This is a genomic window from Bacillus sp. FSL K6-2865 (assembly GCF_040311405.1).
Taxonomy (GTDB): Bacteria; Bacillota; Bacilli; order Bacillales; family Bacillaceae; genus Bacillus; species Bacillus velezensis.
The window spans coordinates 302,492-319,961 of the sequence record NZ_CP152036.1 but is presented as its reverse complement, the minus strand read 5'-3'; the positions used below and the strand labels follow the sequence as shown (position 1 = coordinate 319,961).

Sequence of the window (17,470 nt, the reverse complement as noted above, 5' to 3'; positions counted from 1 at the left end):
TTTCCTCCTATTTAGTAAAACGATAATTTCCTGCTTACACCTGCAAGCCGTAATTCCGGCAAAGTGATGCCAGACCGCCGGAAAACCCGCTGCCGATGGCGTTAAACTTCCACTCAGCCCCATGGCGGTAAAGCTCACAAACGACAACCGCCGTTTCAATCGAGAAGTCTTCCCCTAAATCGAAACGAAGCAGTTCATTCTGGCTGTTTTCATCGACGACGCGCACGAACGCGTTCGAAACTTGTCCGAAATTTTGGCCGCGCGCTTCCGCATCATGAATCGTGACGGTGATGCCGATCTTTTCAATATTTGCGGGTATTTTTGAGAAGTCGACGATAATTTGTTCATCGTCTCCCTCGCCCTCGCCCGTCCGGTTGTCTCCCGTATGGATGACGCCCCCGCTCGGGTGTTCCAGGTTATTGTAGAAAACAAAATCAAGATCATTTACACAGTTGTCATGGGCATCGACAAGAAAAGCCGACGCATCAAGGTCAAAGTCATGCCCTCCGGAGTACTTGTTCGTATCCCAGCCTAAACCGATCACCGCTTTTGTAAGACCGGGGTTCGTTTTTGTCAGATCAACACGCTGTCCTTTCGCCAATTGAATAGCCATGTGCCGTCTCTCCCTTCTGTGTTTGATATGGTTCAGCCGATTTGCAGGCCGTAATCTGTCGCAATACGGGCCAGTCCGCCTTGGTAGCCTGAACCGATCGCGGAAAATTTCCATTCGCCGTTATGTCTGTAAAGCTCCCCTGCGATAATGGCTGTTTCAATTGAGAAATCTTCAGCCAGATCGTAGCGGATCAGCTCTTCATTTGTCTCTTCATTGACAATGCGCACGAACGCGTTGGAAACTTGTCCGAAGTTTTGGCCGCGCGCTTCCGCTTCATGAATCGTGATGACGAATGAAATTTTGTCAATAGCCGCGGGCACCGCGCTCAGGTTGACTCTTACGCTTTCGTCATCGCCCTCGCCCTGGCCTGTCAGGTTGTCGCCTGAATGTGCGACAGAGCCGTTTCCTCCTTCAAGCTGATTATAGAAAATGAAATCATCAGGCGACGCGCATTTTCCCGCTTCATTTAATAGAAAGACGCTGGAATCTAAATCAAAATCATGTCCGCCGTCGTATTTGTTTGTATCCCAGCCAAGGCCGACAACGACTTTAGAAAGACCCGGATTTGTTTTAGTCAAATCTACTTTTTGTCCTTTTGCCAATGAAATTGCCATGTGTGCACTCTCCTTTTTATCGTTTAGGCGTATCGGTTAACGATATCGCCGATTTTTGTATCGTTTGTGCCTTCTCCTACTGCGGCGAATTTCCACTCGCCGTCCTGGCGGTAGATTTCAGCCGCGATCAGGCTCGTTCTGCCTGAATAGTTATCTCTTAAATTGTAAGTCACCAGTTCTTCGCGATTAGCCTGATCAACGACGCGGATGAACGCGTTTTGAATCATGCCGAAGTCCTGTTTTCGTCTGACGCAGTCGTAAATATTGACGACAAACACAAGTTTATTAATCTGAGCGGGCACCTTCGCCAAATCGATGAGAATTTGTTCATCATCGCCGTCGCCTTCACCCGTCAGGTTGTCACCCGTATGTACGACACCGCCGCACCGGCTTTTCAGATTGCCGAAATAGATGACGTTTTTGCTGTCTGTCATTTTATCATTTTCAAGCATCAGTACGGAAGCGTCACAGTCGATATTGGCACCGCCTCCGCCGAACAGCTTTCCGAAAAAGCCCCCGGATGATACAGGGTCCCAGCCGAGTCCGACCAGCAGTTTTGACAGGCCGGCTTTTCCTTTTGTTAAATCAATCCGCTGTCCTTTTTGTAAAGAGATCGCCATATGATTCACTCCTATTCTGTAAGGGTGCCGCTAAGCACGCCGCAAGTGCGCATTTTTACTAAATTCCGGGACAAGAATCCCGGTGTTTATTAAGATATACGTCTTTTATTATATCAAAGTTTCATAAAACATAAGAATTTTTGGCGAAAAACGGCGAAAAATTACTTCCTATATTCTCCTTCGTTCCGGAGAGAATAGAGAAAACAAAGAAATTGACGAAGACTGAACATTTTTCCTATCCTTGTATCAATACATGTCAGGAAAGGGGCAGACGAGTGATTAATTTAAGCATACTTGATCAGGCGCCCGTATCCAAAGGAAACGGGCCGCACGAGACGCTCCGCCGTTCAGCGGAGCTCGCCCGTCTCAGTGAAGGATGGGGCTATAAGCGGTACTGGTTTGCCGAGCATCACGGCACAAGAGGGCTCGCAAGCGTTTCGCCGGAAATTATGATCGCTCATACCGCCGCAGCCACAACGTCCATCCGTGTCGGATCTGGCGGCGTGCTGCTGCCGCAGTACAGCCCTTATAAAGTCGCGGAAACTTTCCGTCAGCTTGAGGCGCTGCACCCGAACCGGATTGACCTTGGGGTCGGACGCTCACCGGGCGGCACGACGAAAATCCGGCTCGCCCTCACAGACGGGGTAAAGAAAAGCATGACCGAGTTCAACAGGCAGCTTCAGGATTTATCATCCTTTCTGACAGATTCGGTTCCCTCGGACCATGCTTATGCAGGAATAAAAACAGCGCCTTTGATTGAAACAGCCCCGCAGCTTTGGGTGCTCGGCCTCGGGGAAAACAGCGCCAGACGCGCCGCTCTTCAAGGTGCGGGCTATGTCTTCGGCCATTTCATTAATCCGGAACGCGGGGAAAAAGCTTTTCAGATCTATCGGGACCATTTCCGGGCCTCCGCCCATTTTTCCGCTCCCGCCTCGCTCTGTGCCATTTTCGTCATATGCGCGGCTACGGATGAGAAAGCGGAAGAACTCGCCTTAAGCCAGGATTTATGGCTTCTTCGTGTCGGAAAAGGCGCCGACAGCCGCGTGCCGAGTGTGGAGGAAGCGAAAGCTTATCCGTATTCGCCGGAGGACCGTAAACAGATAGAAGAAAACAGGAAGCGGATGGTGATCGGCTCTCCTGCCGCAGTGAAACGCCGTCTGCTTGAACTTTCCGAGCGGTATCAGACAAAAGAGATGATGGTGCTGTGCAACGTCTTTGATTTCGAAGCAAAAAAAGAGTCATATGAGCGTCTTGCTGATATATTTCTGTGAAAAAAAGCCGTCAAACGGAGCAGCAGATGAGACTGCTGCACCGCTTAACGGCGGTTTTTTCGTTCTTTTCCTTTTTTAAACGCATTCCAAATCCCCTGCAGCATAAAGCCGAGCAGAAGCAGAATGATTAACAGTAAAGTGATTGACGGCCCCGGGGGCGTTCCGAGCTGGTACGAAGACGTCAGCCCCATGAACACACTGAAAAGAGAAATAATAATGGCCGCCGCAAACACCCATTTAAACCCTTTGGCGATACGGATTGCAAAAGCCGCGGGCAGTACGAGGAGCGCGGAAACGAGCAGCACGCCGATAATCGGAATAATGACCGAAATCGCCAGCCCCGTCACGATGCTGAATGACATTGACAGCAGGTTTGTGTTAATGCCTGATGTCTTCGCCGTCGCCTCGTCAAAAGTAAGCAGATAGAGCGGTCTGTTTAATATAATGAAATAAAGCAGAATCAGCAGGGTAATGCCTCCGATAATATAGACCTGCTGCTGGCTGACCGTGACAAGCGATCCAAATAAATATTGATCGATGCTCATCGACGCGCCGCCTTTTGACAGGCTGATCAGAAACATCGCAAACGACAGCCCGGCCGCCATTAAGATTGCGATAGATACCTCGGAATATGTACGGTACGCCCGCCGCATGTATTCAATGCCGATCGCTCCGATCGTGACGACAACGATGCTCGCCGCCGTAATATTGGTACTGAGAAAAAAACCGATGGCCACGCCCGACAATGAAATATGAGACAGCGTATCCGCCATCAGCGCCTGTCTTCTCAGCACGAGATATACGCCTAATATCGGCGCCATAATTCCGATCATGCTTCCCGCTAGAAAAGCTCGTCGCATGAATTCCAAGTCAAACATTTCCATCCGCCTTTTTCCCCCCTTTCAAGCCGTATGACTTTATCCAGATACTGCTGTACTTCGTTTTGTTCGTGTGTCACCATGACGACGGTGCGGTTGTGATTTTTCACCTGATGGTGCATAAATTCGTAGAAACCCTGTCTGCTTTCATAATCAACCGCGGTTGTCGGCTCATCAAGCATCAGCAGATCCGGATTGCTCGCAAGCATTCTCGCAATGCAGATTTTCTGCTTCTGTCCGCCGGATAAATCGCCGATTTTCCGGTGACGGAAATCCCACATTTCCACCATCTTCAGTGCGTTTTCCACCTCGTGGTGATCCGTTTCGTTCAATCGTTTAAACCATTTTCCCTTCGTATAACGGCCTGATTGCACAAGCTCCAGAACCGTGCTTGGGAATCCTGCGTTAAATGAAGAAATCTGCTGCGGAACATAGCCGATTGTCAGGCGTTTTCCGGCTGCGTTTTTTTTACTGATCTCGGCCGTTCCTTCCCAAGGTCTGAGCATGCCGAGCATGACTTTCATCAGCGTCGATTTTGACGCGCCGTTCGGCCCTGTAATGCCGACGAATTCGCCGCTTTTGATTTCCAGCGACACGCCGTCAAGCACGGGTGTATGCGAATAACCAAAAACGATATCCTGTAATGTAACGAGATTCATGCTGACCTTCCTTTCCCGCATAGAAATAGTGTGCACCCCGCGGCGCACACTATGTTATTTAACCAATAGCGAATCTTTCAGTGCATCAAGGTTTTTCTCCATAATGTCGATATAACCGATGCCTTTATCCCGTTCTTTTTGGCTTAAACCTTCCAGTGTATTGAGCACTTCCGTTTTCGCGCCGATTTCACCGGCAAGCGTATCTGCAACTTTAGGCGATGCAACTTCTTCAAAGTAGATGATCTTCACATCATGCTGTTTGGCAAACGTTTTGAGATCCGCCAGTTTGGCCGCACTCGGCTCTTCTTCAGGAGAAAGGCCTGCAATTGCGACTTGTTTTAAGCCGTATTCTTTGGCGAGATAGCTGAATGCCGCGTGCTGTGTGATCAATTCTTTTTTCGCCGCTTTATTTAATGTTGTACGGTATAGTTTATCAAGATCCTGCAGTTTTGCAATATATTCTTTACTATTTTTCTCATAGTATGCTTTATTCTTCGGGTCCTGTTTTACAATCTGCGCCGTAATGGTTTTGACCTCTTTTTGCGCAAGAACCGGGCTGAGCCACACGTGAGGGTCCATGCTGTGGCTGTGGTCATGACCGCCGTGTCCATGTTCCTCTTCCTCTTCATCCGAACCTTCGAGTAAGTCAATTCCTTTCGACGCCTTTACAAACTTCGCATGATCAGAGCCCATGCTTTTTTCCGCTGAAGGAACCCATGTCTCCATATATTCGCTGTTGTATACGAAAAGATCGGCGTTTTGAATGCCGGCGATATCCTTCGGCGTCGGCTCCCAATCATGGGGTTCGACCGAAGACGGGATGAGAATGTCTACATCGCCTTTGTCTTTGACAATTTGTTTCGTGAATTCGTACATAGGATAAAAGGTCGTCACGACGTGCAGTTTGCCGCTTTTTGAAGAACCTGACGAACCTTTTGAAGGTGAATTGCCGCAGCCCGCCGCGATTAAAAAGCATGCCGCAATGACAATGATTCCGCTCCATTTTTTAAACAAGCCGTTTCCCCCTGTTCTGTAAATCAGAATGATGACGATTTCCAAAGCGTTCTTTCTCGTTCATTTGTTACCTATACCATAATAAAACGAAGTAATTACGTTTTGCAAGATATTTTTTTCTAAATTAGTATCCAATTTACCTAAAAAGCCCCCGCCATGTATGGACGGGGGAGTCCTATCACATATCAGGCAAGCAGATAAACTCTTGTTTCGTATGGGCGGAATGTGATGCGGGATTCCGTGCCGCTGTCATTATCATAGTTGCTGAGAAGCAGCTCGGCCCTTTCAGGTTCGGAACCGTCCGGCCAATAAAAAGCGGCTTCTTCTTTCGATACGTTGCTGATGGACATGAGTTTTTGTCCGTTTGCCTGTCTTTCATACACGAACAGCTGCGGGTCATCAGGAAGCAGCAGCGTGTAGCTGCCTTTTATGATATCAGCATACTGTTTTCGCATGCGGATCAGTTTTTTGTAAAAGTTCAATATAGAATCGGGATCATCCTGAGCCTCGGCCGCATTGACGGTTTTGTAATTGGGATTGACCGTGAGCCACGGTTCGCCCTCCGTAAATCCGGCATTCTTGCTGCCGTCCCACTGCATCGGTGTACGGGCATGGTCCCGGCTTTTCGCCATAATGGACGCCATGACTTCTTCCCTGTTCCGACCCATTTCAAATACCCTTTTATGATACATATTGACGGTCTGAATATCTTGATAATCCTCTATTCTGTCAAACGGAGCGTTTGTCATGCCGATTTCTTCCCCCTGGTAAATGTACGGCGTGCCTTTCATGAAATAAAGCAGGGCGGCAAGCATTTTGGCGGATGCTTTGCGGTATGTGCCTTCGTCTCCGAAACGGGATACGATCCGAGGCTGGTCATGATTGCACCAATACAGCGTATTCCAGCCTTGATGTTCCAGTTTTTCCTGCCAATCTGTGAGCACTTTCTTCAAATCGGACAGCTCAAGCGGTTTTACATCCCAATGCTCTTGGCCCGGCTTTTGATCAAGCTCCATATGCTGAAAATGAAAAATCATATTCAGTTCATGCTCATCGGTTCCCGTGTAGACCAGCCCTTCCTCAGGCGTCACTGATCCGGCCTCGCCGACCGACATCACGTCATATTTGGAAAATACCTCTTTCGTCATTTCTTTTAAGTAATCATGTATCCGTGCTCCGTTTGGCCGGAAAGGCTTCGGATCGGCCCGGCGGGCGATGTAATCTTCATATGGCGGCAAGTATTCTTTTTTTGACAGAAGATGGAGCTGGTCTATTCGCAATCCGTCCACGCCTTTATCGAGCCAAAATCTCATCATCTCGTATACTGATTGCCGAACTTCGGGGTTTTCCCAATTCAGATCGGCTTGTTTGACGGCGTTCATATGCAGGTAATATTCGCCCGTATGTTCTTCGTACTGCCAGACGGATTGTCCGTAATCCGACACCCAATCGGTCGGCGGGCCGTCCGCGGTGCCCGGCCGCCAAATATAATAATCGCGGTATTTGCTGTCCGGATTCATTTCCGCCTCTTTGAACCAAGGATGCTCTGTGGATGTATGATTTAAGACAAAGTCCATCACAAGCTTTAATCCGCGGCTGTGGCATTCTGTAAGCAGATCGTGAAAGTCCTCCATCCTTCCGTAAGATTCCATAATCGCTTGATGATCCGTCACATCGTAGCCGTTATCGACGTTTGGCGACGGGTAAATCGGGCAGATCCATATCACATCAGCGCCAAGTTCTTTTATATAATCGAGACGCGCGATAATCCCCCGCAGGTCGCCAATGCCGTCGCCGTTCGTATCTTGAAAGCTTCGCGGATAGATTTGATAGACAACGGCGTCTTTCCACCAGTCATTCTCCATCTTGCGGCCCCTCCTGTTTTTTAGAGAACCATTTCCTTTATAATCCTTTCCTAAACAAAAAAGAGAAGGTTTCCCCTCCTCTTTTAACTTTCCAGCTGAGACGGATAAAGCGTCATGCCTCCGTCGACGAAAAGTGTCGTTCCGGTTACGTAACTCGCTTCTTCCGACACCATCCATGCGGCGGCCGCGGCGACTTCTTCCGGTTTTCCGAAGGCGTTCATCGGAATTTTTTTCAGCTGGGCCTGTTTATGTGTTTCATCTTCCAGATCCTTATTGGACTCCGTGGCGATCGTGCCGGGAGCGATGGCATTCACCCGGATGCCTTTGTCTGCGTAATTGAGCGCCATCGTTTCCGTCATCATTTTGATTCCGCCTTTGGATGCCGAGTACTGCACGTTTTCAGGACGCGGTATTTGCTGATGAACGCTCGATATGTTTAAGACCGTTCCTTTTTTGCCGCGATCGAGCATATGTTTCAGTGCCGCTTTCGCCCCCAAAAAGGTGCCGGTCACGTTGACGTCGATGACCCTTTGCCAATCCTCCAAGCTCATTTCATGGGGCATCGCTTCGGCCCCGTTAAAGCCGGAATTGTTGACCATCACGTCCACACCCCCGAAATGCTCCTGGGCGGCATCAAGCAGCGCCTGAATCCCTTCTTCTGAGGATACATCGGCTTTTACGGTGACGGCTCGGCCTCCCGCTTTCTCAACGATGTCCGCCGCTTCTTCCGCTCCGGCGGAATCACCGAGGTAGTTCACAACCACATTCATCCGCTCCTTGCCGAAGCGTTCGGCAATGGCTTTTCCGATTCCTTTCGAAGAACCTGTTACGATCGCTGTTTTTCCCTGTAAATCCTGATACATTGTCTCTTTTCCTCCCTGATGTTAATACAGAGCATGTACCCGGTTTTAATCGGCTGAAAACAAAAGGAATCATAAAAAGAACGATGAAGCCGAAGCTCCCTCGTTCTTTTTTTCATTATGCGTAGTTGTTCATTTGCAGCCTTTTTTGCACGCCGACAAGCCTGCTGAAAAAATAAGATGCCGCTTTGTAGTTCTCCCGTTTATGAAAGAAATGAGCCGCGTCCTGAAGCAGTTCCTCTGTGTCAGCCAACAGCTCTTTTGATTCCAGAATGTCAAAATACTCTTTGAGCGAATTCTGTCCGCCTTCCCCCTGATAAAGCTCTTTAATCAGACGGAATTTCGTCATATAGATCTCATCTTCCCACTCCGCCGCGCTTCTCATGCCCCGCGCGCAGCTGGCGGCGGCTTCACTGTATTTTTCCGTTTTAAAGTAGATATGTGTGAGTGAAAAAACAGCCTGGATGACCTGCCGGAAGCTGTGTGCTTCAAATCCGGCAGCCGCCCGTTCAAAATCCTCCGCCGCCTTGCAAAAATCACCCAGACTGTACATACAGTGCCCGATATTATAATAGGCCGCAGCAATCATATATTGATCATCAAGCCGCTCCGCGTGTTCCAAGGCGCATTTGAGGTATTCCAGCGCTTTTTTATGCTGCTGGGCGTCCATCAGATTTCCGGCAATGATAAATTTGCACTGCACCCTTCTCATTCCGTATAATTCATATTTCTTGTAAATATCAAGCGCCTGCCCCGCGTAATTCATCGAAAAGAAAGTCTGCTTGATATGATAGTACACCTCAGAAATTTTATACAGAAACTCGGCTTTCTCTATGTCATCTTCCACATATTCAAGCTTTTCCTCAGCCCGCTTATAATGAGAAATCGCTGAGATGAAGTTTTTCTGCTTAAATTCATACATTCCCCTGAAATAGTAAAAATAATATTCCAGTAAGCCGGTCAGCTTTTGCTGGTTCATCTCAATCTCAGTGAGCATTTCAGAGAACGGAGGCTGGCAGTCGCCGTCTTTCATGGGTTTTAATTTATCCAGCATGATGCGGTGCCGAAATTCCATCAATGAAAAATACAACAATAAATCCTGGTTCTCTTCCATATCTTCGAGTTCATATTGAATCTCCCGCTTCAGCGCTTCAGCTTGATCGGCTTCAAACGCGCGGATCAGCTTATACCATTCATTCATCTTTACGGCCACTTCTTCAGATGGAATCTTGGATTTCATAGATTTGCCTCCTTCCTCCGGCTACTAATTATGTTATATTTTATCATAGCAAATTTATGGCAGTGAGCAAACAAAGATTTTAATCAATTAAAGAAAGAGAGAATTCACCATGAAACTACCAGTCAGAATTGCGCTGCTTTTGATCCTCTTCTTTTCCGCAGACCTATGTTTTTCCTATGTGCAGAAAGAATTGAGGCCGCAGACGGCATTACAAGATAGAGCCATTCCAAGCGCTCTTCATCCGCTCGTGAAACAGAATGCGGAGCTATTGCAGACGGCCGCTCTGAAAAAAGGCATCACCGTCGTTATCACAGAGGGTTTCAGATCAATTGAGGAACAAAACGAATTGTACCGTCAAGGACGTTCAAAAAAAGGAAATATCGTCACCTACGCAAAAGGCGGGGAATCTTACCACAATTACGGCCTTGCGATCGACTTCGCCCTGCAAAAAAAGGATGGAAGCCTGATTTGGGATATGACGTACGACGGAAACCGAAACGGCACGCCCGATTGGCTTGAGGTCGTATCGATTGCCAAAACGCTCGGTTTTGATTGGGGAGGCGATTGGAGAGGCTTTAAAGATTATCCTCATTTACAAATGATCCCTGGCTAATAAAACCTTTTCTTTTTTCGCTTTTGCGCATCAATGTACGGAGGATAGACAGGCCTGTACACAAGCTTATATCCTTCATTGCCGGACGGCGTAAAATCGCGCTGCCACTCCAGCCGCAGATGGAAATCGGATAAAAAAGCGGCCTTTGCTTCTTCGGGAGTAACGGCCGGGACCGGATTGATCTTCTCCAGCTGCTCCGGGTCAATGTCAGGCGCCATGTAAGCTTCCACAAGCCCCGTTACGGGACTGACAAGTATTCTCGCAGCGCCGAACCGCAGCGGAATATCCTGATGCCATATGGAAAAATGGAAGCGGAACCTGCCCCTTCCGTCCGTTTTCACCGGGTTCATTTTAAAAAACTCGTCCGCTCTCGGATAAAGTTTGTATAAAAATTGAAGCGCGACGGCCTCACACTCTTCCGCAGAATAAAAGGCCGGGCCCTGATGCTCAATAAAAGATTTAAAGGCTGTCATTTTCCCTGTCTTTTTGTCCGTTTTCATCTTCATTGTATTTTTGTTGCTGCTTTCAAAATAGCTTTCGATACTCAAATCTTTCCGTTCCGGAACCGACCCTTTCCGCCATGTCGTTCCGATCTCATCCCCGAGATCGCGCCGGCGCGTCTGAACCATATCCGAGGTAAACCCCATTAATTCATCCAGGCTGATTTCCCGTTTATGTTCAAACGCGGGAAGCGGTTTTGCCGGCTCATTCCTGTCTTCGCAAAGCTGCTGATCCGGCACGATATCATCTTCACCGGCCGGATAGCTGTAAGCCGGCAGAATCGGTTCATAGACGAGACGCGGTATTTTCTCAAAATTGACCACATCATAGACGAGACTGAATGTCAGCACACTCATGTAATGCGAGACGACTTTTTCCCGATCGACGAATGTTTCCGGGACGGGCGCTTCACCCTTATCCCCGTAATAGATAAACTGCACGACGAAGCCGCTCCTGGTTACATCAACGAAAAAACCTGAATCGGGAAGCGGCCGGCCGAGCACTTTTTTTGTATAGATAAATCGGATGCACCCATTGCGTTCTTCCCTCGCCTGAAAGATGAAATTCATAAAAGTAAGCGGGCGGTGTCTCGCCGCAAACCGAAGAGCCGTCAGCTTTAATTCGGCGTCTGACAGCTTCATGTCTGAACCCGGGCAGTCGTTGCGTGAATAGGTAAGCAAAGATCCGTCGTCGCCCAGCTCAATCGTGACCGTTTTATCCGGATGGTTACGATCTTTCCATATATAATAGGCTCTCATTTTTTGTTTTTCATCATAATCTTCTATTTCAAGCTCATAGTGCGGCGGTATGTTCCCGATATCCAGCGCTTTTTTTCTTAGATGTTCTTTCAGCAATGGGGTCATCCTTTCAGAAGAGTGTATAAAAAAGAACTGTTTTTTATTATATAAAAACGTCCTTATCCTTTTAAAGGGAAGAAAGTGCCTTTTATGTGTCTATTTTTAGCAAAGAGGGAAAAGAGCCGTATTCTGAGCGGCACTTTTTCATACAAATGTCACATTCCCCGTGAAAGCCCCGGGACGGACGCCCATGACCTTCAGCCTATTAAACTCGTGATCGCTTCTCCCGTATGAGCCTCAATAAACTGCGGGAAAACCGGCTTGTATACGAGCCTGTACACTTTTCCGCAGCTGCCGTCATCGTAACAATGGTCCCAAGCGAGCTCTGCTTTGATGGCCCGGCGGATCGCGTCCTTCGCCTCTTCCATTGTCAATGAAGGAACGGGATCGATTTCCTCGAGCTCTTTCGGATCAATTTCCGGCGGCATATAAAAAGTGACAAGACCCGTCTTTTTGCTGACACAGATTCTTCCCTCTCCGAATCGCAAATCAACGCCGCCCGAACAAGCCTTATATGTAAGTCCCACGTTTTCTCCTTCATCATCCGGTTCATCATATTGAACCCGGAAATACTGATCCGCTTCCGGAAACATGGCGAATAAAAAGCGGATGGCCATGTGATGGCATTCTTCCTCGGAAAACACCGATTCACCTTCAACTTTTATAAATGACATCACCCCGGTGAGCCGGCCCGATTCTTTATCATATCTTGTTTTCAATACGTGTTCATTCCGTTCTTTAAACAGACTTTCAAAGCTTTTATCTTCCCGCACGGATTTTGTTTTTTCAGGACGCCAGGCAATGCCGATACAGCCCTCTCCAAGATCGCTTTCCCTCTCTTTATAAAAACCGTCGTGCAGCCCGATCATGTCATTGATGCTCATCTTTTCCGCTTCAGGTGCAGGGCGTGAAATCGGGACATACGGCCGCGTGCCGTCTTCCAGCTCTTCATATTCGTCTAATTCTGCATTCTCTTCCTTCAGGTCGGCCGATATCGGCCGCGTCGGAGACACGATTTCATAGACGAGATGGGGCTTGTCATCCCCCTGCACATAGACGGACTGATGCAGGACGGTGAACAACAGCTCTGCTTCAATATGTTTGACAAAGTGAGCCAATGCTTCCCGCTTGTCCGCAATTGTCTCCGGTCTTAACAGATCATCGGCCTTCCCATGGTAAGAAAAGCCGGTTACTTCCCCTGTCACAGCCAGGTCGATGTAAAACCCGGTCAGCGGAAGCGGCAGACCGTCAGCCATCTGAACATAGGAATATCTCACATCGCCATCATTTGCGGGTCCGTTTTTTTCCGGTTCAAACTCAGCCAATGCCCCCGGACGATGGGTTTCTAAAAACGCCCGCATCCGTTCTTCTATGTCCGATTCCGAAAGAGCCGGCAGATCAGTCTGGAAAGCCGGACGGGATAAGTATTTCAGTTTTCCTTCCCGGTCTAATTCGACCATGATGCCGGCTTCCGGATCATTCTTATCTTCCCACCAAAACAGAACCTCATCTTCCTGGTATTCTTCCACATTACTCTCGTAGCGGGCAGGTACGTTTCCGATTCGGAGAGCCAGCTGTTTCAATTCTTCTTTATTCATCATAACACTTCCTTTTCTTCCAAAAAGATTGATGATTACCAAGACTCTTTTATACAAAACTAGTATAATTAACCTGTCTGTCTTCATGACTATCGAATTAATCATTAACAACAGGGGGTAAACCAGATGTCCATCAAAAAAATGAGCGCCGTGTTTTTCATTCTGCTTCTCACGGCATTTACCGCCGCATGCAGCAGCGAAACGAGCGGCGGCCAGGAAAGCAGCACGGCGAAAGTGAAAATAAAAGAGACGGCATGGGCCGCTTCAGACGATACTGAACATCCGGCCGCGCTGAAAGTAACGGTCACCGTCAAAAATACGGGCAAAGACCCGCTTACCGTCAAAAGCAGCGACTTCTCACTTTATCAGGATGACGCGAAAACAGCCAAGGCCGATAAGGAAGACTTGATGCAGAGCGGCACGCTTCATGCCGGTAAGACAGTGACGGGCAATCTGTACTTCACGGCTGACGAAGGCAAATCCTATGAATTGGTATATCAGCCGCAGGCAAAAGACGCGAAGCCTTTATCTTATAAACTGAAAGTCAAAGGCACAGCCTCAAATGCAAAACCTGACCCGGCGGACGCATTATCCGCATACATTGATGTGATGCTGTACGGCAAGCACAATAAAGATTTCACCCGCCTGACCGGTGTAAATGAAAAAATGACGGCCGCCGCATATCAGGAATCGGCGAAAGCCAGCTTTATCGCTTCTGCAGGCATTTCACAAGAACAGGCGGATTCAAAAGCCATTTCCGCTATTATTGACGCCATGTCATCAGCGCTTCGGGATAACACAGAGCTCAAGGTGCATACCAAATCCATGTCAGGCAAAAAAGCCGTCCTTGAAGCAAAAGTGACGCCGCTTGATATGTCTCCGCTTGCGGGCCAGCTGCAAGACCGCGTGCAAGACTATGCCGGAAAGCACCCTGATGCTGATGAAAACGAAATTGTCAGCCACCTGCTTTCTGTCTATCCGGAAGAGTTTATGCGCCTGAAACCGGCTTCTTCTTCCGTTACAAGAGAAATCGAGATGAAGAAAAACGCCCGCGGCCAGTGGTATCTGGATACAGACGCCGATCTGGAAGGATTGACAGAAGCGTTTTTGAAAACGTCCTGACAACAAGAAAGGAAATAGCCCAGGCTATTTCCTTTTTTTATTTTCACTTAAAGATGTCACTGATATATTGAACCTCATCCTCGGTTAACTGCACATGAAGCGCGTCCAGATTGTGTTTCAGCTGGTCGGGGCGTTTGGCTCCGGGAATGATCGCATCCACCGCCGGCTGCGACAGAAGCCATGCGAGTGCGATATGCGCTGTCTGCGCCCCTTTTTCCTCCGCAACGGCCCGAAGCTTATCCACTCTCTCCAGATTTTGGTGAAAAGCTTCTCCCTGAAACGGCGGCCTGTTCTTTCGGCTGTCCTCAAAGACTGTGTCTTTTGTAAACTTTCCCGTCAGCAAGCCGGAAGCAAGCGGAAAATAAGGAATAAAGGAAATGCCGTTCTTTTCACAATAAGGCAGCAGATCATGCTCCGCCTCACGCTGAATCAGTGAATATTCCGATTGAAAAACCTCTAAATAGCCGTCGGCGTTAAACTCCTGCAATTGCCGGAAGCTGAGATTGGACGCGCCGATTGCTCTGATTTTCCCTTCGTCCTTCAGTTCTTTTAGCGTGCCCGCCACTTCGGAGAGCGGTGTTTTGCCGTCAGGGAAGTGGACGTAATACAAATCAATCACGTCTGTTTTCAGCCGCTTCAGGCTGTTTTCCGCCTCACTCCGGAGAAATTCACGGCTGTTGTCCAGCTCGATTTGTCCGTTGACTTCTTTATGCGCGCCTTTTGACGCAATCACGAGGCTGTCCCGCACGCCGCGCTCTGCGACAACTTCACCGATTAACTCTTCGGAACGCCCCAAACCGTATATAAACGCCGTATCAATAAAATTGACGCCGCCGTCCAATGCTGTGCGGATGAGTTCTTTTCCCGTTTCATCATTAAGATTCGGAAACAGATTATGTCCTCCGACCGCATTTGCGCCAAAACCGATACGCTTTACCCGTAAATCCGTCCTGCCCAGCGTACGTGTCTCATCCATGGCTCAGGCTCCCTTCTTTTTATCGCTCTGTTTAGTATTAGATAGACGGTAAGAATTATCCTGCCTGAGAGCCTATCTACAGAAAAAACCTTGAAAAGCGTTTGCCCTTCAAGGTTTTTTTGGCTGTGTATTAAGATGTCAGAGCTGCGGCGAAGCGTTCGGCTTCATCCGTGAGAGCACCCTCGATTTCCTTATAGCGGCTGGAAATCGTTGAGGCGCTGACGCCGTACTTCTTCGCCAGCTTCGCTTGAGAAACGGACGCGCCGTTCAGAGAAATGCTGTTTACGTAATATTCGACCGCCGCCGCGAAAGCTTCAGGCTTTCTGATCGTCGGTGTTTTTTTGACACAGAACGTTTTCCACAGATCAATAACGGCCGGAACCAGCTCAGCCGGGTATTCATCCCCGCTCAGGCCTTTTTCAATGGCGTCTGCCGTTTCCTTCTCCATGTCGTTGGCCCACTCTGTCTGTTTTTCTTCAGCAGCCTGCTCAGGCTCTTCCGCCGTTCCTAAAAGAGCGGCCAGCACAATGTCGAAGTTGTCCTGCATAAAGCGCTCAGGCGATTTTCCTTCCGCAAGAGCCGGGGCAGCCGCCTTTTTCACTTTGCTGATTAGAGCTTCGGTCCGCTTCACAGGGAAGATCGTAAATTGCATGAAGAACTCCGCTTTTTCCGCTTCGTGGATCGGATAGCCGAGAATCAGGCTTCCCGCCGGCGGAAGATCCTGCTGGCTGACGTCCATTTCCACTTTGAATTGTTTTTTCGTCATCACATCTTCAAAGTGAATCATTCCTTCTTTCACATCTTCAAGCACCATAACGGCAGGTGTCATGCTTTTCCATGATTCAACGATTTCCCGTGTTTTCGGGCGGTTGATGCCGCCGGCTTTTTTCTGAAGATATTCTTCAAAAATCGTCTTGCCGCCTGCCAGCGGACGGAAGAAAATTCCCCAGATGCCGAGGTTGAAGACTCCGATGTCTTTTGTCTGTCTGTCCAGCTCCGTAATGAACGCGTGCTGGTTAATAAATGATGATATGCCGTCTCTATGTGCTGTAAAGGCGTACTCCATTAGGCTTTCCTGAATCTGTTTCGCTTCTTTTGCCGCGATGTCTGCCGGAATGGCAGCTTCTTTGCTTCCGCAGCATTTTTTATATTTCTTCCCGCTGCCGCATGGGCAAGGGGCATTTCTTTTCACTTTTCCCACAATAAACCCTCCGAATTCTGATATAACTTTATTATTTTAACAAAAATAACTTCAGAGGGCTTGGTTTACGGCGAAAAAAGAATATGGAAGAAAAAAAGACCCCGGGATATTCTCATTCTCCGGGGCTTTGAAACTGTTAATTTGTATTTTGTCCGCCGCCGTTCAGACCTTCTTTAATCAGCCCGTTTACTTGGCTGTTCATCAAAAGTCCGATGTGTCCGACACCGTGAATCTGCACGTTTTTCCCGCCGATCAGCCGTGACAGCGGGTTCAGGACGATTAAGTCCGCTGAGCTGTAAATCGATGTATATAAAATCTTTTGGTTCGGATCAGTCCCCGGAAGCGCCCGGTTGGTCACAAGGCCGTTCGCTCCGCCGAGTGTGACGACGTTTGCGATTTTGTCTCCGCCGTCAAGATTTTTAATGTAATAGAGCGTGTTGGCGCCGCCCATGCTGTGCGCGACGATATCGACTTTTTTCGCACCTGTTTCGCTGAGCACTTTTTTCACGTAATTGGACAGTCTCGGTGCATTGTGTCTGTTGTTTCCGGTTTTGTCCAGAAAATCAATGGCGTACATCTCATTTCTTGACCAGCCTTGGGATGCCAAGTACGTTTTGATTCCCGCGAAGTTAAAGGACGCCCCGCCGATTCCGTGGACCATGACAACCGGGTTATGCTCTGAGGAGGCTTTCGATACGGTCGGCTGGAAGGCAAATACGGAAATGACGGAGAGCATGCAGACTGTAAGGATCGCTAGGATTTTGCTTTTGATTTGTTTCATGAACTTTCCTCCTGTTATGTAATTTTTTGCAATTTTCATTTTATTAGAGAAGAAAAGGAAAAAATAGAGTATTTTTTACTGTTTTCAACAATTGAAAAAGAGGCGGAAAAATGAGAAAGACGCCCCTTTCCCGAAAGCACACTTATACTTTAATACGGCAAACAAAAAAAGGAGAGAACACCCGGTT

17 protein-coding genes are annotated in these 17,470 nt (G+C 48.3%); 3 read left to right on the top strand and 14 right to left on the bottom strand.

The annotated features are described in order from the left end of the window. Window positions 1-34 precede the first annotated feature (34 nt). The 3 genes from NYE42_RS01590 to NYE42_RS01580 are packed head-to-tail and all read right to left on the bottom strand — an operon-like array spanning window position 35 to window position 1,847. The gene (locus tag NYE42_RS01590; RefSeq protein WP_003156645.1) at window positions 35-613 is read right to left on the bottom strand and encodes a TerD family protein; all 579 of its coding nucleotides are present in this window, start codon (window positions 611-613) and stop codon (window positions 35-37) included. Window positions 614-645: 32 nt separating this feature from the next. Further along, complete coding sequence (locus NYE42_RS01585; protein ID WP_007409047.1) at window positions 646-1,227, bottom strand: TerD family protein; 582 nt, start codon at window positions 1,225-1,227, stop codon at window positions 646-648. Window positions 1,228-1,250: 23 nt separating this feature from the next. Continuing rightward, window positions 1,251-1,847 (bottom strand): TerD family protein, encoded by a 597-nt coding sequence (locus tag NYE42_RS01580; protein WP_015239102.1) that lies wholly within the window; start codon window positions 1,845-1,847, stop codon window positions 1,251-1,253. Window positions 1,848-2,122: 275 nt separating this feature from the next. Here NYE42_RS01580 and NYE42_RS01575 point away from each other — a divergent pair, with 275 nt between their 5' ends. Continuing rightward, entirely contained in the window at window positions 2,123-3,118 is a 996-nt protein-coding gene (locus NYE42_RS01575; protein WP_352426712.1) for an LLM class flavin-dependent oxidoreductase, read from the top strand. A 44-nt stretch (window positions 3,119-3,162) separates the two neighbouring features. Here the strand turns inward: NYE42_RS01575 and NYE42_RS01570 are convergent, their stop codons facing one another. From NYE42_RS01570 to NYE42_RS01545, 6 genes are all read right to left on the bottom strand, one after another. Next, the gene (locus NYE42_RS01570) at window positions 3,163-4,002 is read right to left on the bottom strand and encodes a metal ABC transporter permease (protein ID WP_003156653.1); all 840 of its coding nucleotides are present in this window, start codon (window positions 4,000-4,002) and stop codon (window positions 3,163-3,165) included. Next, window positions 3,960-4,655 (bottom strand): metal ABC transporter ATP-binding protein, encoded by a 696-nt coding sequence (locus tag NYE42_RS01565; protein ID WP_003156655.1) that lies wholly within the window; start codon window positions 4,653-4,655, stop codon window positions 3,960-3,962. Before NYE42_RS01565 ends, NYE42_RS01570 begins: the two co-directional genes overlap by 43 nt. A 54-nt stretch (window positions 4,656-4,709) precedes the next feature. After that, window positions 4,710-5,669 (bottom strand): metal ABC transporter substrate-binding protein, encoded by a 960-nt coding sequence (locus NYE42_RS01560; RefSeq protein ID WP_335390433.1) that lies wholly within the window; start codon window positions 5,667-5,669, stop codon window positions 4,710-4,712. Between the two features lie 185 nt (window positions 5,670-5,854). Beyond that, window positions 5,855-7,534: an alpha-glucosidase gene (locus tag NYE42_RS01555; RefSeq protein ID WP_352426711.1), complete on the bottom strand. Its 1,680-nt coding sequence runs from the start codon at window positions 7,532-7,534 to the stop codon at window positions 5,855-5,857. An 83-nt stretch (window positions 7,535-7,617) separates the two neighbouring features. After that, entirely contained in the window at window positions 7,618-8,397 is a 780-nt protein-coding gene (locus NYE42_RS01550; protein WP_352426710.1) for a glucose 1-dehydrogenase, read from the bottom strand. Between the two features lie 115 nt (window positions 8,398-8,512). Next, window positions 8,513-9,634 (bottom strand): Rap family tetratricopeptide repeat protein, encoded by a 1,122-nt coding sequence (locus NYE42_RS01545; protein WP_060675277.1) that lies wholly within the window; start codon window positions 9,632-9,634, stop codon window positions 8,513-8,515. 109 nt (window positions 9,635-9,743) lie between these two features. Here NYE42_RS01545 and NYE42_RS01540 point away from each other — a divergent pair, with 109 nt between their 5' ends. Further along, window positions 9,744-10,247 carry a M15 family metallopeptidase gene (locus NYE42_RS01540; protein ID WP_060563028.1) on the top strand — a complete coding sequence of 168 codons (504 nt, stop codon included), beginning with the start codon at window positions 9,744-9,746 and terminating at the stop codon, window positions 10,245-10,247. Here NYE42_RS01540 and NYE42_RS01535 read toward each other — a convergent pair. Further along, a complete protein-coding gene (locus tag NYE42_RS01535; protein ID WP_094032898.1) occupies window positions 10,244-11,602 on the bottom strand; it encodes a YcdB/YcdC domain-containing protein in 1,359 nt (452 codons plus the stop codon). The genes NYE42_RS01540 and NYE42_RS01535 overlap by 4 nt on opposite strands. 200 nt (window positions 11,603-11,802) lie before the next feature. After that, window positions 11,803-13,203 (bottom strand): YcdB/YcdC domain-containing protein, encoded by a 1,401-nt coding sequence (locus NYE42_RS01530; RefSeq protein WP_144664556.1) that lies wholly within the window; start codon window positions 13,201-13,203, stop codon window positions 11,803-11,805. A 126-nt stretch (window positions 13,204-13,329) separates the two neighbouring features. Here NYE42_RS01530 and NYE42_RS01525 point away from each other — a divergent pair, with 126 nt between their 5' ends. Then, window positions 13,330-14,325: a DUF5105 domain-containing protein gene (locus tag NYE42_RS01525; protein WP_015416740.1), complete on the top strand. Its 996-nt coding sequence runs from the start codon at window positions 13,330-13,332 to the stop codon at window positions 14,323-14,325. 43 nt (window positions 14,326-14,368) lie between these two features. Here the strand turns inward: NYE42_RS01525 and NYE42_RS01520 are convergent, their stop codons facing one another. From NYE42_RS01520 to NYE42_RS01510, 3 genes are all read right to left on the bottom strand, one after another. Further along, entirely contained in the window at window positions 14,369-15,301 is a 933-nt protein-coding gene (locus tag NYE42_RS01520; RefSeq protein WP_039062535.1) for an aldo/keto reductase, read from the bottom strand. Window positions 15,302-15,431: 130 nt separating this feature from the next. Further along, window positions 15,432-16,502 (bottom strand): helix-turn-helix domain-containing protein, encoded by a 1,071-nt coding sequence (locus tag NYE42_RS01515; RefSeq protein WP_015416739.1) that lies wholly within the window; start codon window positions 16,500-16,502, stop codon window positions 15,432-15,434. 136 nt (window positions 16,503-16,638) lie between these two features. Beyond that, a complete protein-coding gene (locus NYE42_RS01510) occupies window positions 16,639-17,283 on the bottom strand; it encodes a triacylglycerol lipase (RefSeq protein WP_007409033.1) in 645 nt (214 codons plus the stop codon). Window positions 17,284-17,470: the final 187 nt, after the last annotated feature.

Bases quoted from the DNA above. Each gene is read 5' to 3' on its own strand.
- NYE42_RS01590 (WP_003156645.1), bottom strand. From the start codon at position 613: ATGGCTATTCAATTGGCGAAAGGACAGCGTGTTGATCTGACAAAAACG.
- NYE42_RS01585 (WP_007409047.1), bottom strand. From the start codon at position 1,227: ATGGCAATTTCATTGGCAAAAGGACAAAAAGTAGATTTGACTAAAACA.
- NYE42_RS01580 (WP_015239102.1), bottom strand. From the start codon at position 1,847: ATGGCGATCTCTTTACAAAAAGGACAGCGGATTGATTTAACAAAAGGA.
- NYE42_RS01570 (WP_003156653.1), bottom strand. From the start codon at position 4,002: ATGGAAATGTTTGACTTGGAATTCATGCGACGAGCTTTTCTAGCGGGA.
- NYE42_RS01565 (WP_003156655.1), bottom strand. From the start codon at position 4,655: ATGAATCTCGTTACATTACAGGATATCGTTTTTGGTTATTCGCATACA.
- NYE42_RS01555 (WP_352426711.1), bottom strand. From the start codon at position 7,534: ATGGAGAATGACTGGTGGAAAGACGCCGTTGTCTATCAAATCTATCCG.
- NYE42_RS01550 (WP_352426710.1), bottom strand. From the start codon at position 8,397: ATGTATCAGGATTTACAGGGAAAAACAGCGATCGTAACAGGTTCTTCG.
- NYE42_RS01545 (WP_060675277.1), bottom strand. From the start codon at position 9,634: ATGAAATCCAAGATTCCATCTGAAGAAGTGGCCGTAAAGATGAATGAA.
- NYE42_RS01540 (WP_060563028.1), top strand. From the start codon at position 9,744: ATGAAACTACCAGTCAGAATTGCGCTGCTTTTGATCCTCTTCTTTTCC.
- NYE42_RS01530 (WP_144664556.1), bottom strand. From the start codon at position 13,203: ATGAATAAAGAAGAATTGAAACAGCTGGCTCTCCGAATCGGAAACGTA.
- NYE42_RS01525 (WP_015416740.1), top strand. From the start codon at position 13,330: ATGTCCATCAAAAAAATGAGCGCCGTGTTTTTCATTCTGCTTCTCACG.
- NYE42_RS01520 (WP_039062535.1), bottom strand. From the start codon at position 15,301: ATGGATGAGACACGTACGCTGGGCAGGACGGATTTACGGGTAAAGCGT.
- NYE42_RS01510 (WP_007409033.1), bottom strand. From the start codon at position 17,283: ATGAAACAAATCAAAAGCAAAATCCTAGCGATCCTTACAGTCTGCATG.